Raw genomic sequence first — 18071 nt, 5'->3', positions numbered from 1 at the left:
CTGCGTAGACTGGCAGCCCGTGGCGGACCAGACGAAGCATATCTTTGTTACCGGAGGCGTCGCCTCCTCTCTCGGTAAGGGTCTGACGGCTTCCAGCCTCGGTCACCTGCTCGGCGCTCGCGGCCTTCGGGTCACGATGCAGAAGCTCGATCCGTACATCAACGTCGACCCGGGAACGATGAACCCGTTCCAGCACGGTGAGGTCTTCGTGACCGACGACGGAGCCGAGACCGACCTCGACATCGGACACTACGAGCGCTTCCTCGACGTGAACCTCGCCGGTAGCGCGAATGTCACGACCGGCAAGGTCTACAGCCAGGTCATCGCCAAGGAGCGGCGCGGTGAGTACCTCGGCGACACCGTCCAGGTCATTCCGCACATCACCAACGAGATCAAGGCGCAGATGCGCGCCCAGGCCGGCCCGGATGTCGACCTGATCATCACCGAGATCGGTGGCACCGTCGGCGACATCGAGTCGCTGCCCTTCCTCGAGGCAGCCCGTCAGGTGCGGCAGGACGTCGGACGCGACAACGTGTTCTTCCTGCACGTCTCGCTCGTGCCCTACCTGGCACCCAGCGGTGAACTGAAGACGAAGCCGACCCAGCACTCGGTCGCTGCCCTGCGTCAGGTCGGTATTCAGCCCGATTCGCTTGTGCTGCGGGCAGATCGGGAGCTTCCCGACTCGATCAAGAACAAGATCGCCCGCATGTGCGATGTCGACCAGGAAGCCGTCGCCGCGTGCGTCGATGCCCCGAGCATCTACGACATCCCCAAGGTGATCCACGGCGAAGGTCTGGACGCTTACGTCATCCGCCGCCTTGACCTTCCGTTCCGCGACGTCAACTGGACCTCCTGGAACGACCTGCTCACCCGCGTCCACAGCCCCGAGCACGAGGTCGAGGTCGCGCTGGTCGGTAAGTACATCGATCTACCGGACGCCTATCTCTCGGTCACCGAGGCGTTGCGTGCCGGCGGCTTCCACTACGACGCGCGCGTGAAGATCCGTTGGGTCGCCAGTGACTCCTGCGCCACCGATGCCGGTGCGCAGAAGGAGCTCGCAGGTGTCGACGCGGTGCTCGTGCCCGGTGGGTTCGGGGTGCGGGGGATCGACGGCAAGCTCGGCGCGCTGAAGTGGGCCCGTGAGAAGGGTGTGCCGACTCTCGGTATCTGCCTCGGCCTGCAGTGCATGGTCATCGAGTACGCGCGCAACGTCGCCGGCATCGCCGACGCGTCGTCGAGCGAGTTCGACCCCGACACCAAGACCCCGATCATCGCGACGATGGAGGAGCAGAAGAACTTCGTCGAGGGTGCAGGAGACCTTGGCGGCACCATGCGCCTGGGCGCACAGGAGGCTGCATTGCTGGAGGGTTCGGTCGTGGCCGATGCCTACGGCTCCACCACGGCGACCGAGCGGCACCGGCACCGTTACGAGGTCAACAACGAGTACGTCCAGCAGTTGAAGGACGCCGGACTCGTGATCAGCGGAACCCACCCCGAGTGGGGGCTGGTCGAATTCGTCGAACTGGCGAAGGACGTGCACCCGTACTACGTCTCGACGCAGGCGCACCCGGAGTTCAAGTCGCGTCCGAACCGAGCGCACCCGCTGTTCGCCGGTCTCATCGGTGCGGCGATCGATCAGCAGCGGGCCTCACGGCTGGTCGAGGTCGAGCGGCCGCGCACGCCCGAAGACGCTGCGGCACAGTCGAACTGACCTGATGACGCACGAGCTCCTGCCCTCGGGAATCGCCGACCGTATCGAACCCGCGCCGGTGGTCTCTCGGCGCGAAGCGTTCCACGGCCATGTCTGGAACGTCGTCACCGACCGGGTCGATCTCGGTGATGCCGGAGAGGTCAGCCGCGACTACGTGCAACACACCGGCGCGGTGGCGGTCGTGGCGTTACGCGGTGAACCCGGAGCCGAAGAGGTGCTGCTCATTCAGCAGTACCGGCACCCCGTCGGCACCTACGACTGGGAGATCCCCGCGGGTCTGCTCGACGTCGCGGGGGAGGACCCACACGCTGCCGCCGTCCGGGAGCTCGTGGAGGAAGCCGAGCTCGGTGCCGAACACTGGTCGGTGCTGCTCGACCTGTTCACCTCGCCGGGCGGCAACTCCGAGAACATCCGCATCTTTCTCGCACGGGACGTCTTCCCATCGGTGCTGGACGACTTCGTCCGTGAGGGCGAGGAGCACGAGATGCCGACGGGCTGGGCGCCGTTGAGCGAGGTTGCCGACGCCGCCCTCGAAGGACGGGTGCACAACGCGGTCGCGATCGCGGGTGTGCTTGCCGCCGCACGCTTGGCGGGAGACTACTCGGGTCTGCGCCCGGCGGACGCTCCTTGGCCGGCTCATCCGGTGTACCGCTGAAAGAGCTTGCCGTGCAAAGGGTTTCGAGTCGAGGTCAGGTCCCGCCGTTCCACGTGATGGAGCTGGTCGCCGCCGCCACCCGTCGCCAGCAGACTCACGGCGACGCGATCATGCTCTGCGTCGGTCAGCCCTCCACGTCCGCACCCGATCCGGTGCGGCGGGAGGTGGAACGGGTGCTCGACACGCACACGCTCGGCTACACCGAGGCGAAGGGCACGCTCGAACTGCGCACGGCCATCAGTGGGCACTACCTGCGGCACTACGCAGTCGAGGTCGATCCGGACGAGGTCGTGGTCAGCAACGGCAGCTCGGGCGGCTTCAGTACGGTCTTGCTGGCAGCGTTCGAGGCGGGGGATCGGATCGCGATGACTCGTCCGGGCTACCCGGCCTATCGCAACACCGTCCGCGCACTGGGCTGCGAGCCGGTCGAATTGGTGTGCGGACCCGAGACGCGCTTCCAGCCTTCGGTGGCACAGCTCGAATCGCTGGAGCAACCGATCGACGGGCTGATCATCGCGAGTCCGGCCAACCCGACCGGCACGATCATCGACGCTGCCGAGTTGGCCACGATCGCGCTGTGGTGCGAGGCGAACGACGTGCTGTTGCTGTCGGACGAGATCTATCACGGCATCAGCTTCGGGCGACCGACATCGACCGCTTGGCAGACGTCGCGAAACGCCGTCGTGATGGGATCGGTGAGCAAGTTCCATTCGATGACCGGCTGGCGTCTGGGTTGGAATCTGTTGCCGCACAGTCTGGTTCGTCCGGTCGAACTGTTGCAGGGCAACCTGTCGATCTGTGCGCCGGCGATCTCACAGGCGGGCGCTGTGGCTGCCTTCGCCCAGGAGTCGGAGACCGAACTCGTCGGCCACGTCGAGCGCTATGCACGCAACCGGGACCTGGTGTTACGGCGACTTCCCGAATTGGGTGTGACCTCGTTCGCCCCGCCGGACGGCGCCTTCTACGCGTACTGCGACATCAGCCACCTCACCGACGATTCCCAGCAGTGGTGCCTGGACGTGCTCGACCGCACCGGCGTCGCGCTGGCGCCGGGCATCGACTTCGATCCGGTCGACGGTCACCGCTTCATGCGTCTGTCGTTCTGCGGGTCGACCGAGCAACTCGACCAGGCATTCGACCGACTGGCCGCGGTGGTCTGAAACCATGGCCGGGCGAGGTGCTGCTCAACGGTCGGTCGAGCGCGGGAAAGAGCACTCTTGCAGCGGCCTTCGCCCGAAGGCAGCCGACCCCGTGGAGGGTGTTCCCCGTCGACCTGCTGCACTCGATCCGCTCGCGGCCCGACCTGCGTCCACAGGGTTGCCCGCTCACTCCGGACGATTGGCAGGCCACCTTCCGGCGGACTCGAGCGGGCTACCACCGAAGGCCTCTGATCCGTCGCCGGCACCTGCACGCCGTGATACCACAAGCGCGACACTCTGATCGGTCGTTGTGGACCAACGAGAACTGTCTGTGGAAACCGGCACCGACGACAGAACGGGTCCACTGTGCTCGGCATGAGTTTCCATGACCTTGAAGACGACTGGAGCGATGCACCGGTCACCGATTCCGACGTCGCCGACGTGATCGATCTGCTCGTCAGCTTCGAGGACCGGGACCGCGGTTCGATCACCTTCCTCGTGCTCGACGAGAACGAACGGCTGCTGCAGCCGGTCGCGATCAACGACGTGCCCGCCGACGCGGACGAACCGCCCTGGGTGTTGATGGATTTCCTGCGGGACTTCCTGGACGAGATCGGTGGATGTCTGTTGTTCGCACGCGGGCGGCTCGGTTCGCCGCATCTCGGACCTGCGGATCTGCGATGGCAACAGTGGATTGCGCAGACCTTCGGCGACCGCCTGATCGGCTGCTACCTGGCCACCGACGACGAGGTCACCCGATATGACGAGTGCGTCTTCGAAGACGAACTGGCCAGTTGACGCCGCCTCGGAGCACCTGCGGACGGGCCGGTGCTCCGAGACGAACCACGCGGGGTCTCAGGCGTGAGCCGCCGCCTTGTGCTGCGCGTCCGGTTCGGCGTCCCTCATCTTGCGGTGCACCATCGGGGAAATGAGCGCCAACAGCGCACCGACGGCGATCGCCATGGCACCGAGCACGAGGTAGAACGTCGTGTCGGACAGTCCGCCCATCGCCTGGATCAACTGCGCGGCCAACGACTGACCCGTTGCGGACGACAGGTACCACAAGGCCATCGCCTGACCGGCGAACGCAGCGGGAGCCAGCGTCGTGGTCGCCGACAGTCCGACGGGGGACAGGCACAGTTCACCGATCGTCTGGACGACGAACACGCTCATCAGCAGGAATACCGGAGCGGTGGGACCTTCGTACTGCGCGCTGCCCCAAGCCATCACGATGAACGACAGACCAGCGAGAACGACGCCCATCGCGAATTTCGTCGGCGTCGACGGGAAGCGTCCGGCCCGGCGGGCCCACAGCATTCCGATCGGCGCGGACAGAATCATGATCGTCACCGGGTTGACCGACTGGAACCACTCGGCCTTGAACGTGAAGCCGAGCGAGTCGAGGTCGGTACGCGTGTCCGCGAACGCGGCGAGCTTGCCGGCGGCCTGCTCGAAGATCATCCAGAAGAACACCGCGGCCAGCCACATCGGCATGTATGCCCACAGGTGGGTGCGCTCCCGTTCGCTGACCTTCGGGCTGCGGAACATCACCGTGAAGTACGCGATGGACGCACTGATCGACAGGATCGAGATGGCATCGATGACGGCCTCGAGGGTGTCGTCGCGCCACAACCGAGCGACAACGACGAGAAGAGCGACAAGGGCAACCGCGCCGATCAGCATCAGTGGCACCCACTTGCGCTCATGTGGCTGCAACGGGTTTGGGACGACGTCGCTCTCGCCGGCGACCGATCGGCGTCCGAGGACGAACAGCACCAGGGCGATCGCCATGCCGGCAGCCGCAGCGGCGAAGCCGGCGTGGTAGCCCCAGCGGTCTTTCAGGAACGACACCACGAAAGGGGAGAAGAACGCGCCGATGTTGATCGACATGTAGAAGATCGAGAAGCCGGCATCCCGACGGGGGTCACGGTCGCCGTACAGGTGGCCGACCATCAACGCCGTGTTCGGTTTCAATAGGCCGGTGCCGAGTGCGACCAGGGCGATTCCCAGCCAGGAGAAGGCTGCTGCCGGCATCGCGAGACAGAGGTGCCCGGCCATGATGATGAGTCCGCCGAACAGGACCGCCCGGCGTGCGCCGATGACTCGGTCGGCCGCCCACCCACCGATGATCGACAACAGGTAGACCGCAGCACCGTAGATCGTGACGACTGCCGCGGCGAGCGTCTCATCGACCGCGAGACCGCCGTCGGCGACCGTGTCGACCAGGTAGTACAGCAGGATGGCGCGCATCCCGTAGTACGAAAAGCGTTCCCACAGTTCGACGTTGAAAATTGTCCCAAGCCCTCGGGGGTGACCGAGGAAAGTGCGCTCAGGGCTGTCCGGCGCTGATGCCGCCTGGGACATGAGGACTCCTCACAGGTGATGTATCGGACCCCTCAGCATCGCAAAGTGCTCGGTTCACAACCAGCACGATGTCGGAGGGCGTGTTCATGATTCGTCTCTCCGTCGAGAACAGCGAACGGCCCCGCCGTTGGTGCGTGGCGGGGCCGTTCGACGGTAGTGCGTCGGGGCGCTCAGTCGGTTCCGAGGTCGAACGCCGCGCGGTCGAGCGCTTCGTCATCGTCGCTGCCCGCGAACGGGTTCGACGAGATCTGTTGTGCGCCACCGGGCTTCAACTCGCCGACCAGATCTGTCTCGCGCTGCGGGAGTGCGCCCTGCGAGGCGTACAACTCCAGCTTCGCGCGGGTGTCGGCGATGTCCAGGTTGCGCATCGTGAGCTGGCCGATGCGGTCGACCGGACCGAACGCGGCGTTCTCGGTGCGCTCCATCGACAGCTTGTCCGGGTGGTAGCTGAAGTTCTCACCCTTGGTGTCGACGATCGAGTAGTCCTCACCGCGGCGCAGGCGCAGCGCGACCTCGCCGGTGACGGCGGAGGCGACCCAACGCAGCAGACCCTCGCGCAGCATCAACGACTGCGGATCGAACCAGCGGCCTTCGTACAGCAGACGGCCCAGGCGGCGTCCGTCGTTGTGGAACGCGGCGACGGTGTCCTCGTTGTGGATGGCGTTGACCAGACGCTCGTAGGCGATCCACAACAGCGCCATACCCGGCGCCTCGTAGATGCCGCGTGACTTGGCCTCGATCACGCGGTTCTCGATCTGGTCGCTCATGCCCAGACCGTGTCGGCCACCGATGGTGTTGGCCTCGTGCATGAGCGCGTCGACGTCGTCACCGAATTCGGTGCCGTTGATCGACACCGGCCGGCCCTGCTCGAAACGAATCGTGACGTCCTCGGTGTCGATCTTCACCGACTCGTCCCAGAACGCGACGCCCATGATCGGCTCGACGATCTCCATCGAGGTGTCGAGGTGCTCGAGCTTCTTCGCCTCGTGCGTGGCGCCCAGGATGTTCGCATCGGTGGAGTACGCCTTCTCGGCACTGTCGCGGTACGGGAAGTTGTGTGCGACAAGCCATTCCGACATCTCGTGACGTCCGCCGAGCTCGGTCACGAAGTCGTGGTCGAGCCACGGCTTGTAGATGCGCAAGGCCGGGTTGGCGAGCAGCCCGTAGCGGTAGAACCGCTCGATGTCGTTGCCCTTGTACGTCGATCCGTCACCCCAGATCGACACGCCGTCCTTCTGCATCGCACGTACCAGCAAGGTGCCGGTGACCGCGCGGCCCAGGGGAGTGGTGTTGAAATACGTACGGCCCGCAGAGCGGATGTGGAATGCACCGGTCGCGATGGCCGCGAGGCCCTCTTCGACGAGCAGGCGCTTGCAGTCGACCAGACGAGCCACCTCGGCGCCGTACTGCATCGCACGCCCGGGCACGGACTCGATGTCCGTCTCGTCGTACTGGCCGAGATCGGCCGTGTAGGTGCACGGAACGGCACCTCCGGCACGCATCCAGGCAACAGCACACGACGTGTCCAGACCGCCCGAGAAGGCGATGCCGACACGTTCACCGACAGGAAGGGAGTTCAAGACTTTCGACACGGTCGTCATCGTAGGAGGTCGCCCAATGTGGGCGGTGCCACGTCCGATTCGTGGAGGGCGCGGGGTCCACACTGGGCAGATGACCGATCTGCACTGCCCGATGTGTCCGTGTGACTCGCTGCTGCCCTACGACGCGTGCTGCGGCCCGTTGCTGTCCACCGACCGGCTCGCGACGACCGCGCAGGAGCTGATGCGCTCGCGGTACACCGCCTACTTCTACGGCAACCGCGAACACCTTTGGCGCACATGGCATCCCAAGACGCGACCGAACCCGGTGACGGTCGACCCGGAGACCGAATGGACAGGCCTCACGGTTCACGAAACGGTCGACGGTGGCCCGGACGACGAAACCGGCGTCGTCGAGTTCACCGCCACCCACAAGGGCGGTCTGGTGCACGAACGCAGCACCTTCGCACGCCGCGCCGGACGCTGGTTCTACCTCTCCGACGAAGGCTGACGGCGCCCGTCCACAGGACTCCTGGCGCCAGATGTCACCGCACTGAAGGACGCTCAGACGCGCGGAGTCGGTCAACCGGAGGCACTGGCTCTGGTCGTAGAAGTTGCTGCGCGCGACGGACCGGCAGTGGGGTAAGCGGCAGGTAAAGCTTGTACCGGCCGGATGGGCAGGAACCGGTTCGCGCCCATTCGCGTGCTGCCCTAGCATTGAAAGCGTTCGAGGTGACGGAGTGACGATCCGCCGGGCCGCAAGGTCAGCCTCGAACCGCGCGTCCGGCGTACCGACGAGAGGCCGGGCGATCTGCCCGGCGAAGGTGTGGTGGCACCGCGATCTGGCCCCCGCCCACACCTCCCGGGCCGCCGTTCCTCGCCAGGAACCGCGGATCCCCGCAGTTCCTTCGGTGAGGACCCGACCGAAAGGAACGAACATGCTTCGTACTCATCAGGCCGGCACGCTGCGCGCGGCGGAGACCGGACAGACCGTCACCCTCACCGGATGGGTCGGGCGTCGCCGAGACCACGGTGGTGTGGCCTTCATCGACCTGCGCGACGCCAGCGGTGTCGTTCAGGTCGTCGCCCGCGACGAGGTGCTCACCGGCAGCGCGCACGACCTGCGCAACGAGTACTGCATCAAGGTCGTCGGCACCGTGCAGCCGCGCGACGCGAAGGACGTCAACCCCGAGCTGCCGACCGGCGAGATCGACGTCGTTGCCGAGGAGATCGAGGTGCTCAGCGAGTCCGCCGCGCTGCCGTTCCAGATCGACGAACGAGTCACCGTCGGTGAGGAGGCTCGCCTCAAGCACCGCTACCTCGACCTGCGTCGTCCGGCACAGGGCAACGCCATCCGCATGCGTTCCAAGGTGAACGCCGCCGCCCGGGCCGTGCTTGCCGAGCGCGACTTCGTCGAGATCGAGACGCCGACCCTGACTCGGTCCACCCCTGAGGGCGCTCGCGACTTCCTGGTGCCCGCACGCCTGGCGCCGGGAAGCTGGTACGCGCTGCCGCAGAGCCCGCAGTTGTTCAAACAGCTGCTCATGGTCGCCGGCATGGAGCGCTACTACCAGATCGCACGTTGCTACCGCGACGAGGACTTCCGCGCCGACCGTCAGCCGGAGTTCACCCAGCTCGACATCGAGATGAGCTTCGTCGAACAGGACGACATCATCGAACTCGGCGAGGCGATCGCCAAGGCGTTGTGGCAGGTCATCGGCGTCGAACTGCCGACGCCGTTCCCGCGCATGACCTACGCCGACGCGATGGCCAAGTACGGCTCGGACAAGCCCGACCTGCGCTTCGGCAACGAACTCGTCGAGTGCACCGACCTGTTCAAGGACACCACCTTCCGCGTGTTCCAGGCACCGTACGTCGGTGCGGTTGTCATGCCCGGCGGAGCCTCGCAGCCCCGCCGTCAGTTGGACGCATGGCAGGACTGGGCCAAGCAGCGCGGCGCCAAGGGCCTTGCCTACGTGCTGCTGCAGCAGGACGGCGAGCTCACCGGACCGGTCGCCAAGAACCTCTCGGACGCCGAGAAGGCAGCGTTGCCGGCGCATGTGGGAGCCAAGCCGGGCGACTGCATATTCTTCGCCGCCGGCGACGTCAAGAGTTCGCGCGCCCTGCTCGGCGCGGCTCGTCTGGAGATCGGCAAGCGCTGCGGCCTCATCGACGAATCAGCCTGGTCGTTCCTGTGGGTGCTCGACGCCCCGCTGTTCGAACCGGCCGCGGACGCCGTCGCCTCCGGTGACGTCGCCGTCGGCTCCGGCAAGTGGACCGCCGTGCACCACGCGTTCACCATGCCGAAGAAGGAGTACCTCGACAGCTTCGACACCGACCCGGGCGAGGCGCTCGCGTACGCCTACGACATGGTCTGCAACGGCAACGAGATCGGCGGAGGCTCGATCCGTATCCACCGCAAGGACATTCAGGAGCGGGTGTTCGAGGTGATGGGTCTGTCCAAGGAAGACGCGCAGGAGAAGTTCGGCTTCCTCCTGGACGCGTTCTCCTTCGGCGCACCCCCGCACGGTGGAATCGCCTTCGGCTGGGACCGCATCTGCGCCCTGCTCGCCGGCACCGACTCGATCCGCGAGGTCATTGCGTTCCCGAAGTCGGGTGGCGGTTACGACCCGCTGACCGCGGCACCGGCACCGATCACGTCGGCGCAGCGCAAGGAGGCCGGCGTAGACGCCAAGCCGCAGCAGCCGAAGGCTGCGGCGCAAGGTGCCGACGAGGTCAACCCGAACCAGAGTTGAAGGCGTGGGAGCGCGGCTCGCCGCGCTCCCACCGCCGGCGCTGGTTGAGCCACGCGTCCGACGAAGCAGGACGCGCGCGCCGAAACCTGGTTCGCCCCTCGGAGATCTGGCTCAGCGAACGAACGGAGACAGCACGTGGCGATCAAGGCGATCCTCTGGGACTGCGACGGCGTGCTCCAGCACCCTGCCCACGACTGGGACGACGCGCTGTCGCGGCTGGGCGGTGCCGAGTTCACCGCCGCTCTCTTCGAGGCCGAGCACGCGGCGCTGCGCGGTGAGCGCTCCCTGCGGGATGTCGTCGCCGATCTGGTCGATCTGCACCCTGTGGCCGTGTCGGTCGAGGACGTGCTGGCTCTCTGGTCGCTCTTCGAAGCGGACGAACCGGCCTGGCAGGTGGTCGACGACGCACGGGCGGCCGGTGTTCGGTGCGTGCTTGCGACCAATCAGCAGGACATCCGGGTCGAGTTGATGCGCCACGAGCGCAAGTACGACGACCGGGTCGACGGTGCCTACTACTCATCCGAGATCGGCCACATGAAGCCGTCCCGCGAGTTCTTCGAGGCGATACTCGCCGACTTGGACATCGAGGCACAGGAGGCGCTCTTCGTCGACGATGTTCTGAGCAACATCGAGAGCGCTCGGTCGCTGGGCATCGTTGCGGTGCATCATGATCCGGCGTCCGGCGCCGCTGAGTTGCGGCGCGAGGTAGCGGAGCACATCCCCGACCTGCGGCAGTAGCGAATCGGGTCGCCGACTCTCAGGCGGCGAAGCGAGCAGAGGCCAGTTGGCGCGACTGCGCCACCAGTCGGCCGGTGGAGTCCCAGACCTCGGCGTCCTCCTCCAGCAGGTTGCCGGTGACCGTCGAAGTACGCAGCCGGATCGCGAGCCAACCCGCCGCCGGGACGGCGCGAACGTAGCCGGTGAACTCGATCGTCGGCACCCAACCCACCGAGCCCAGGTCGAACGCAACCGGCGGGAACGCGTCCAGGAAAGTCAACAGCGACAACGGATCCGGTTCGCGCCCGTCGGCGAACCTGATCCAACCGCGGATCTCGCCCATCCCACTGGGGTCGCCGAGCGCCCAGCCGACGGTCGCGGGATCCAGTCGCATGTCGAAGCGCTGGAGCAGCCCCGACTTCGTCAGCGCGGACGGCGGCGCCTCGGAGGCCGACACACAGTGCTCGACGTCCGGGAAGGTCGGCATCGGGCTGTGCTTGCGCACCGGTTCGGCGTGCGACGACACGTCGCCCATCGTCACCAGCGCCCGGAAGCGTTCTGAATCTCCCTGTCGCACAATCACTTCGGCGGTCGACATGGTCCGACCGGTACGCAGGACGGTCGGTGCGACCGTCACCTCGCCGGGTACCGCGGGGGAGAGGAAGACCCCACTCCAGGTGAGGGGGTGCGCGTGGTGCTCCGGAACAGCGTCGACCACAGCGACGGTGGAGAGGGCCATCAGCAGCCCGCCGTTCACCGCCTCGCCGATGCTCCACTCGTCCGAAAGCGATCCGCGGTAGGTGCCGTCGGCAGCGGAGGTCAGCGCGATCGCGTCATCGAAGTCGGTCATGTGCACATCCCATCACTCACTGCGAGCCGATGGGTGTCTCGGCGAACCCGCGGGACGCCCAGGCGTGAGCGGTGCGGTAGCCGAGACGGTGGTAGAGCCGACGACCCGTGTCGTTGTCGGAGTACATCCCGAGCGTGCTGACGCCCGAGCGGTCGAGTGCCGCGGTCGTCAGTCCGGCAGTCACGGCTGCGCCGAAGCCACGTCCACGGGCGTCTGGGTGGGTGACGATGCCGGCGAGGTGTGGCGCACCTGCACCCGTGCGGTGCATTGCTCCGGCAGCAACGATGCGACCCTCCTCGCGGATGCCGAGCCACAGTTCGGTTGCGCCCTCGCCCGGACGAGATTCAGCAGTCGGGTTACCGATCTCGTTCAGCGCCAACAGTTCTGCGGCGTCCAACGTATCGTCCAGTTCGTCCAAGTGATCGAGGTGAGGCACGACAGGTGGCGTGTCCACCGTCCACATCCAGTCCCAGTCGCCACCTCGGCCGAAGGTGAAATGGCGCTGCGCGAGCGGGAAGAGATGCTGGTCGATCGAGATGCCGTCTGCCTCCGGCGGCAAGCCTGCCGCGACGATCGCGTCCAGCAGGGGAGCGGCATCGTGCTCCGGGCCGCAGACGTTCAGGTGAACGTTGCGACGATGGTGGCCGCGGCGCAGGAACGCCACGGCCGATCCGAGCGCCCACGCCTGATCGACCAGGGCGGCATCGCATTCCCAACGCACATAGGGGTCGTCGCCGCTCGCGGCAAGGAGTTCGTCACGTCCGCTCAGGGTTCGTAGCTGCAGGTTCACGAGGGTTAGCGTTGCAGTCGTGTCCGACGACCTCTTCGCCGCCTCCGCCGACGCCGACCCCAGGGGTCAGGGCGGCCTACTACCACCGCTCGCCGTGCGGATGCGGCCGCGCAACCTGGACGAGGTACGAGGGCAGCAGGCCGTACTCCGTGTCGGCAGCCCGCTTCGCCGGTTGATCGAGGGCGCCGGGGGAGCGGCCGGTCCGGTTTCGGCGATCCTGTGGGGGCCGCCCGGCACCGGCAAGACGACACTCGCGCACCTGGTGGCCGGCGCCACCGACCGCAGGTTCGTCGAGCTCTCGGCGATCAATGCGGGAGTCAAGGACGTCCGGGCGGTGCTGGACCAGGCGGTGCGCGACAAGTCCCTCTACGGGCGCGACACAGTCCTGTTCCTCGACGAGATCCATCGGTTCAGCAAGGCGCAGCAGGACGCATTGCTGCCCGGTGTGGAGAACCGGACGATCATCCTGGTCGCGGCCACGACCGAGAATCCGTCCTTCTCGATCATCGCCCCACTGCTGTCCCGGTCGGTCACAGTCACACTGAAGTCGTTGGACGACAGCGATATTCGTCAACTGATCACCGACTCGGTGGCCGACGAGCGCGGCCTTGCTGCCGAGTTCGTGCTGGACGACGAAGCTCTCGACCACCTCGTCCGGATGGCCGGCGGTGACGGACGGCGTTCGCTCACCTCGCTCGAGGCGGCCGCAGGTGTCGCGCTCGACCGTGACGACACCGCGACGCCGACCCACATCACGCTTGCCGACGTGGAGCAGGCAGTAGCGACGGCGGCGGTGCGCTACGACAAGACCGGCGACCAGCACTACGACGTCGCCTCGGCCTTCATCAAGTCGATGCGGGGAAGCGATGTCGACGCCGCGCTGCACTACCTCGCCCGTATGTTGGAGGCGGGTGAGGACCCGCGCTTCATCGCCAGGCGGGTGGTCATCTCCGCCTCGGAGGAGATCGGGATGGCCGATCCGACGGCACTGCAGACGGCCGTCGCGGCCCTGCACGCTGTCGCCCAGATCGGCATGCCCGAAGCGCGTCTGGTGCTCGCCCAGGCAGTGGTACACAATTGTCTGGCTCCGAAGTCGAACGCGACCTATGCGGCGATCAACGCGGCCATCTCCGACGTCCGGGCCGGCCGGATCGGGCAGGTTCCGGCCCACCTGCGCGGCACCGGCTATGCGCGCGCCGCCGAGTACGGCAGTGGCGAGGGCTACCGCTACACGCACGACGAACCCAATGGCGTTGGGCCGCAACAGTTCCTGCCCGACGATCTGATCTCAGAAGCGGACTATTACCACCCGTCCGACAGGGGCTGGGAAGCGACCCTGGGACAGCGTTGGGCGACCCTTCGCAGCACCATCCGGAACCACACCTTGTGATCTCGGACACTTGGTAACGATTGGGTGACCGTACGGCACCGAAGGGTTGCACCTGGCAAACCGTGTGGCATGTTTTTCCACGGCGTGAGGCGCGTGTGAACCACGAGCCGCCGGGTGGGGGCCTGGTACACGTCGCAACCGAAGGTCAGTCAACCGACGAGCCCGAACCCGCGTCTGTCCCAACGGAGGATCGATGAGCTTCAACCCGCAGCAGGTGGCCGAGTCTGTCTCGGAGGCCACCGTCGAACCGGTAGACACCGGTCGTCGTGGGAAGAAGGACAAGGGTCTGAGCACCGCCGGTAAGTCGCCGGTTCAGATCGCCATGGCGCGCCTGCGCAAGGACAAGGTCGCGATGATCTGCTTCGGCATCATCGTCGTGTACGTGCTGGTGGCCATCTTCGCTCCGGCGTTGGCCGCGCTCGAAGGGCAGGACCCCGCGACCACGCACTCCGACCTGCTGGACGTCGACGGACTTCCCACCATCGGGCAGACCGCCGACCACTGGCTGGGCATCGAACCTTCGCTCGGCCGTGACCTGTTCGCTCGCTTCGTGTACGGAGCACGTCCCTCCATCGTCATCGGCACATTCGCCGCGATCGCAACAACGGTCATCGGCGTGACGGTCGGTCTGCTGGCCGGCTACTTCGGTGGCTGGATCGACAACATCGTCTCGTGGGTCATCGACTTCATCCTGTCGCTGCCGTTCCTGCTCTTCGCCATCGCGCTGGTGCCGATCATCACCTCATGGTTCGGCTCTCCGCTGGAGATCTCCGACGACACGGTCACCAAGGTTCGCTTCGGCTCGCTGGTGTTCGTGCTCACCTTCTTCTTCTGGGCCGGCCTTGCTCGCCTGGTACGAGGCGAAGTGATCTCGATGCGCGAGAAAGAATTCGTGCAGGCCGCTCGGGCGCTGGGCGTGCCCACACGCCGGATCCTGTTCAAGGAGATGCTTCCGAACCTGGTCGGCCTGATCATCGTGTCGCTGACGTTGGCCATCCCGGCGTTCATCTCCGCCGAAGCCGGTCTGTCCTTCCTCGGTGTCGGGCTCAAGGAGCCGACGGCTTCGTGGGGTCTGACGATCGCCGCGGCACAGGGCTACTACGAATTGCAGCCCCTGTACCTGTGGGTCCCCGTGATCGCGGTCTCCCTGCTGGTGCTCGCGCTGTCGCTGCTGGGCGACGCGATCGCGGACGCGTTCAACCCGAACACCCGCCGATAAAGACTTCGATCCGTCGCCGACGGATCGTGCAGAACCTTCCTGGTGCTGGCCGGGAAGTACACAAAGGAGAAACAACATGCGCTGGACCAAGGTCGTGGCGCTGGCTGCAGCGGGCACTGTGTCGCTCGCAGCCTGCGGTGGAGGAAGCCCCTCCGACAAGAAGACCGACGCGGGCAAGGGTTCGAGCTCGTCGACCTCGCAGGGCACGGCCGCGGCCGACCTGCAGGCCGACGCCAAGGGCCCCGCTCCGGAGATCCAGGGTGCGAAGAAGGGCGGCACGCTGACCATCAAGTACGCGTCGGTGCCGGAGACCTTCGACCCGACCCGTGCCTACTACCAGGACACCATGGCCATCCTGAGCCAGCTGGTGACCCGTACGCTCACCACCTACAAGGTCGAGAACGGCAAGTCCGTCCTCGTGCCCGACCTCGCCACCGACCTGGGCAAGGCGTCGAAGGACGGCCTGACCTGGACCTTCACTCTGAAGGACGGCCTGAAGTACGCCGACGGAACCCCGATCAAGGCTGCCGACATCGCCTACGCGGTGAAGCGGTCGTTCGCCACCGAGGAACTGCCGGACGGCCCGCCGTACGTCATGGACTACCTGCTCGACGGTGACAAGTACAAGGGTCCGTTCAAGGACAAGGGCGAGTACAAGGGTGTCGTCGCCAAGGACGACAAGACCATCGAGATCAAGCTCAAGAAGAAGTGGCCGACCTTCCCGTACTACGCGGCGTTCACCCAGGTCTCCCCGATTCCGCAGGCCAAGGACACCAAGGACAAGTACGGCGACAACCCCATCGCCACCGGTCCGTACATGTTCGACAAGTACGTCAAGGGCCAGAGCCTCACCCTGAAGAAGAACCCGAACTGGGATGCTGCTTCCGACCCGGCTCGCCGCCAGTACGTCGACTCGTACAACTTCCAGTTCGGTGCCGACATCAAGCCGACCCAGACTGCGATCCTCGCCAGCACCGGTCCGGACGCCACCACCTTGAACTGGGACGGCGTCGACTCGACCCTGCTGCAGAAGGTCAACCAGCAGAAGGACCAGCTGGTCACCGGTCCGGACCCGTGTGTCACCTACTTCAACATCGACACCCGCTCCGTGCCGTTCGAGGTCCGCAAGGCGATCGCCGCTGCGTACCCGTACGACCAGGTGCGCAAGGCGTCGGGCGCGACCAGCCTAAGCTTCTCCCCGGCGACGTCGTACATGGCGCCGCAGGTGCCGGGGTTCAAGGCCTACGCCCCGCAGAACGGCATGACCGGCCAGGGTACGGGTGACCCGGAGAAGGCCAAGAAGATGCTGAAGGACGCCGGCAAGGAGAACTTCGAGATCTCCTGGTACTACACCCAGGACAACCCGGAGGCAGTCAAGGCGAACATCGCCCGCAAGACCGCGTTCGAGAAGGCCGGCTTCAAGGTCAAGGACGTCGGTGTGCCGAAGGCTGACGCTCGTAAGCGTCGCGCCGAGACCGACGGCAAGGTCAACACCCTCACTGGTCCCGCCGGATGGTGCTACGACTGGCCGGCCGGCGACTCCGTCTACCCGGCTCTGTTCACCAGCGCCGTGCAGAAGGGTGGCCACAGCGTGGGCTTCCTGGCTGACAAGACCCTCGACGCCGAGATCAACCGCATCATCGGTCTCGACGCCGACAAGCAGGGACCGGAGTGGAACAAGCTCGACGAGAAGCTGGCCAAGGACTACATCCCGGCGATCCCGCTGGGTTACGGTAAGGCCAACTTCATCTTCGGCAAGCAGGTCCACAACGTGGTCAACGACCCGAACCGCGGTATGCCGGACCTGGCCCAGGTCTGGGTCGGCTGACCTACGTCAGTAGCAACACCTTGAAGTAAGTTCACGAGCGGGGCCGCCCGGTGATCCCGGGCGGCCCTTCTCGCGAGCCCCCAACGCACCCCATTCCGACCAGGAGTACTCGTGCTCGTCTACGTCCTCCGACGGCTGCTCATGACGCTCAGCGTCATGCTTGCCGCGGTGACCTTCACCTTCGTCATCTTCTATCTCGGCCCGAACGATCCCGCCGGAATTTCGTGCACCCGTAACTGCACCGAGGAGCGGATCGCGGAGATCGAAAAGAGCATGGGCCTCGACAAGCCCAAGGTTCAGCAGTACACCGAGTACGTGAAGGGGATCGCCGTCGGGCGCACGATCACCTCCGGCGGTTTCCAGAAGGAATGCGCCGCCCCCTGCCTGGGCTGGTCCTGGGTTCAGGACCGTCCGGTCAAGGACATGGTCTTCCAAGCAGCTCCGGTCACGCTGTCGGTGGTGGTCGGCGGCACCGTGGTCTACACGCTCTTCGGCTTGATGTTCGGGGTGGTGGCAGCGCGCAACAGAGGTAACTGGGTCGATCGGATGATCGTCGGTATCACCCAGTTCGTCCCGTCGGTGCCCTACTACATCCTCGCGCTGCTGTTCTTCCTGTACCTGATGGTGCTGCATCCCATTCTCCCGCGCAGTCAGTGGGTGCCATTCACCGAAGATCCTGCAAAGTGGTTCGTCGGCCTGATCGGTGTCTGGCTGATCTACGGCCTGATCCAGGCGACGGCATACGTGCGCTACGTGCGCGCCGCGATGATCGACACGCTCTCCGGTGACTTCGTCCGCACCGCCCGATCGAAGGGCCTGTCGGAGCGGAAGGTCGTCGTCAGCCACGCGTTGCGCGCTGCGATGGCACCGTTCCTGACCCTCGTCGGCCTGAACATCGCCGCGGACCTGTCCGGGGCGGTCTTCACCGAGCGCATCTTCGGTCTGCCCGGCATGGGCACCTTGGCGATTCGTTCGTTCGATCAGCAGGACCTGCAGGTCATCAGTGGCGTCGTCCTGGTCGGAGCCCTGGTCGTCAGCGTCGGCAACCTCATCGTCGACCTGCTGTACGGCGTCGTCGACCCACGCGTGAAGCTGTCCTGAGGAGAGAAGAGCG

General features: G+C 66.1%; 16 protein-coding genes. 12 read left to right on the top strand and 4 right to left on the bottom strand.

The genetic code is table 11. From position 1 onward, the window contains the following. Positions 1-19 precede the first annotated feature (19 nt). From FB459_RS12500 to FB459_RS12480, 5 genes are read left to right on the top strand one after another with little or no spacing between them, the layout of a single operon-like run. Positions 20-1711: a CTP synthase gene (locus FB459_RS12500; RefSeq protein ID WP_141928743.1), complete on the top strand. Its 1692-nt coding sequence runs from the start codon at positions 20-22 to the stop codon at positions 1709-1711. A 4-nt stretch (positions 1712-1715) separates the two neighbouring features. After that, complete coding sequence (locus FB459_RS12495; protein WP_141928742.1) at positions 1716-2366, top strand: NUDIX domain-containing protein; 651 nt, start codon at positions 1716-1718, stop codon at positions 2364-2366. A gap of 11 nt (positions 2367-2377) precedes the next feature. Then, positions 2378-3526: a pyridoxal phosphate-dependent aminotransferase gene (locus FB459_RS12490; RefSeq protein ID WP_240795941.1), complete on the top strand. Its 1149-nt coding sequence runs from the start codon at positions 2378-2380 to the stop codon at positions 3524-3526. Positions 3527-3543: 17 nt separating this feature from the next. Further along, entirely contained in the window at positions 3544-3894 is a 351-nt protein-coding gene (locus FB459_RS18260; RefSeq protein WP_170221906.1) for a phosphotransferase-like protein, read from the top strand. Further along, positions 3881-4303 carry a hypothetical protein gene (locus tag FB459_RS12480; RefSeq protein ID WP_129624994.1) on the top strand — a complete coding sequence of 141 codons (423 nt, stop codon included), beginning with the start codon at positions 3881-3883 and terminating at the stop codon, positions 4301-4303. The genes FB459_RS18260 and FB459_RS12480 overlap by 14 nt, the downstream gene beginning before the upstream one ends. Before the next feature lie 57 nt (positions 4304-4360). Here the strand turns inward: FB459_RS12480 and FB459_RS12475 are convergent, their stop codons facing one another. Together FB459_RS12475 and argG are read right to left on the bottom strand one after the other, a co-directional pair. Beyond that, the gene (locus tag FB459_RS12475) at positions 4361-5869 is read right to left on the bottom strand and encodes a peptide MFS transporter (RefSeq protein ID WP_141928740.1); all 1509 of its coding nucleotides are present in this window, start codon (positions 5867-5869) and stop codon (positions 4361-4363) included. A gap of 170 nt (positions 5870-6039) precedes the next feature. Then, on the bottom strand, positions 6040-7461 hold the full coding sequence (gene argG, locus FB459_RS12470; protein WP_141928739.1) for an argininosuccinate synthase: 1422 nt from the start codon (positions 7459-7461) through the stop codon (positions 6040-6042). A gap of 79 nt (positions 7462-7540) precedes the next feature. On the opposite strand from argG, the gene FB459_RS12465 reads away from it, so the two are divergent. The 3 genes from FB459_RS12465 to FB459_RS12450 all read left to right on the top strand — a co-directional run bounded on the left by FB459_RS12465 (position 7541) and on the right by FB459_RS12450 (position 10901). Continuing rightward, complete coding sequence (locus FB459_RS12465; protein ID WP_239701734.1) at positions 7541-7918, top strand: YchJ family protein; 378 nt, start codon at positions 7541-7543, stop codon at positions 7916-7918. A 427-nt stretch (positions 7919-8345) separates the two neighbouring features. Further along, complete coding sequence (gene aspS / locus FB459_RS12455; RefSeq protein WP_141928738.1) at positions 8346-10163, top strand: aspartate--tRNA ligase; 1818 nt, start codon at positions 8346-8348, stop codon at positions 10161-10163. A gap of 135 nt (positions 10164-10298) precedes the next feature. Continuing rightward, a complete protein-coding gene (locus FB459_RS12450; RefSeq protein WP_141928737.1) occupies positions 10299-10901 on the top strand; it encodes an HAD family hydrolase in 603 nt (200 codons plus the stop codon). 19 nt (positions 10902-10920) lie between these two features. Here the strand turns inward: FB459_RS12450 and FB459_RS12445 are convergent, their stop codons facing one another. After that, complete coding sequence (locus FB459_RS12445; RefSeq protein WP_141928736.1) at positions 10921-11730, bottom strand: thioesterase family protein; 810 nt, start codon at positions 11728-11730, stop codon at positions 10921-10923. Positions 11731-11746: 16 nt separating this feature from the next. Next, positions 11747-12520, bottom strand: coding sequence for a GNAT family N-acetyltransferase (locus FB459_RS17870; protein WP_129625000.1), 774 nt, complete (start codon positions 12518-12520; stop codon positions 11747-11749). A 19-nt stretch (positions 12521-12539) separates the two neighbouring features. Between FB459_RS17870 and FB459_RS12435 the strand changes: the two genes are divergently transcribed. From FB459_RS12435 to FB459_RS12420, 4 genes are all read left to right on the top strand, one after another. After that, positions 12540-13910, top strand: coding sequence for a replication-associated recombination protein A (locus tag FB459_RS12435; protein ID WP_239701739.1), 1371 nt, complete (start codon positions 12540-12542; stop codon positions 13908-13910). Positions 13911-14103: 193 nt separating this feature from the next. Continuing rightward, positions 14104-15129 carry an ABC transporter permease gene (locus FB459_RS12430; RefSeq protein WP_129625001.1) on the top strand — a complete coding sequence of 342 codons (1026 nt, stop codon included), beginning with the start codon at positions 14104-14106 and terminating at the stop codon, positions 15127-15129. 76 nt (positions 15130-15205) lie between these two features. Then, entirely contained in the window at positions 15206-16957 is a 1752-nt protein-coding gene (locus tag FB459_RS12425; RefSeq protein ID WP_141928735.1) for an ABC transporter substrate-binding protein, read from the top strand. Between the two features lie 111 nt (positions 16958-17068). Beyond that, a complete protein-coding gene (locus tag FB459_RS12420) occupies positions 17069-18058 on the top strand; it encodes an ABC transporter permease (protein ID WP_141928734.1) in 990 nt (329 codons plus the stop codon). Positions 18059-18071 lie beyond the last annotated feature (13 nt).

The organism is Yimella lutea (assembly GCF_006715095.1).
In the GTDB taxonomy this organism is placed as follows: domain Bacteria; phylum Actinomycetota; class Actinomycetes; order Actinomycetales; family Dermatophilaceae; genus Yimella; species Yimella lutea.
Note: the sequence above shows the minus strand (reverse complement) of the source record. Positions and strands in the feature narration are given on the sequence as shown.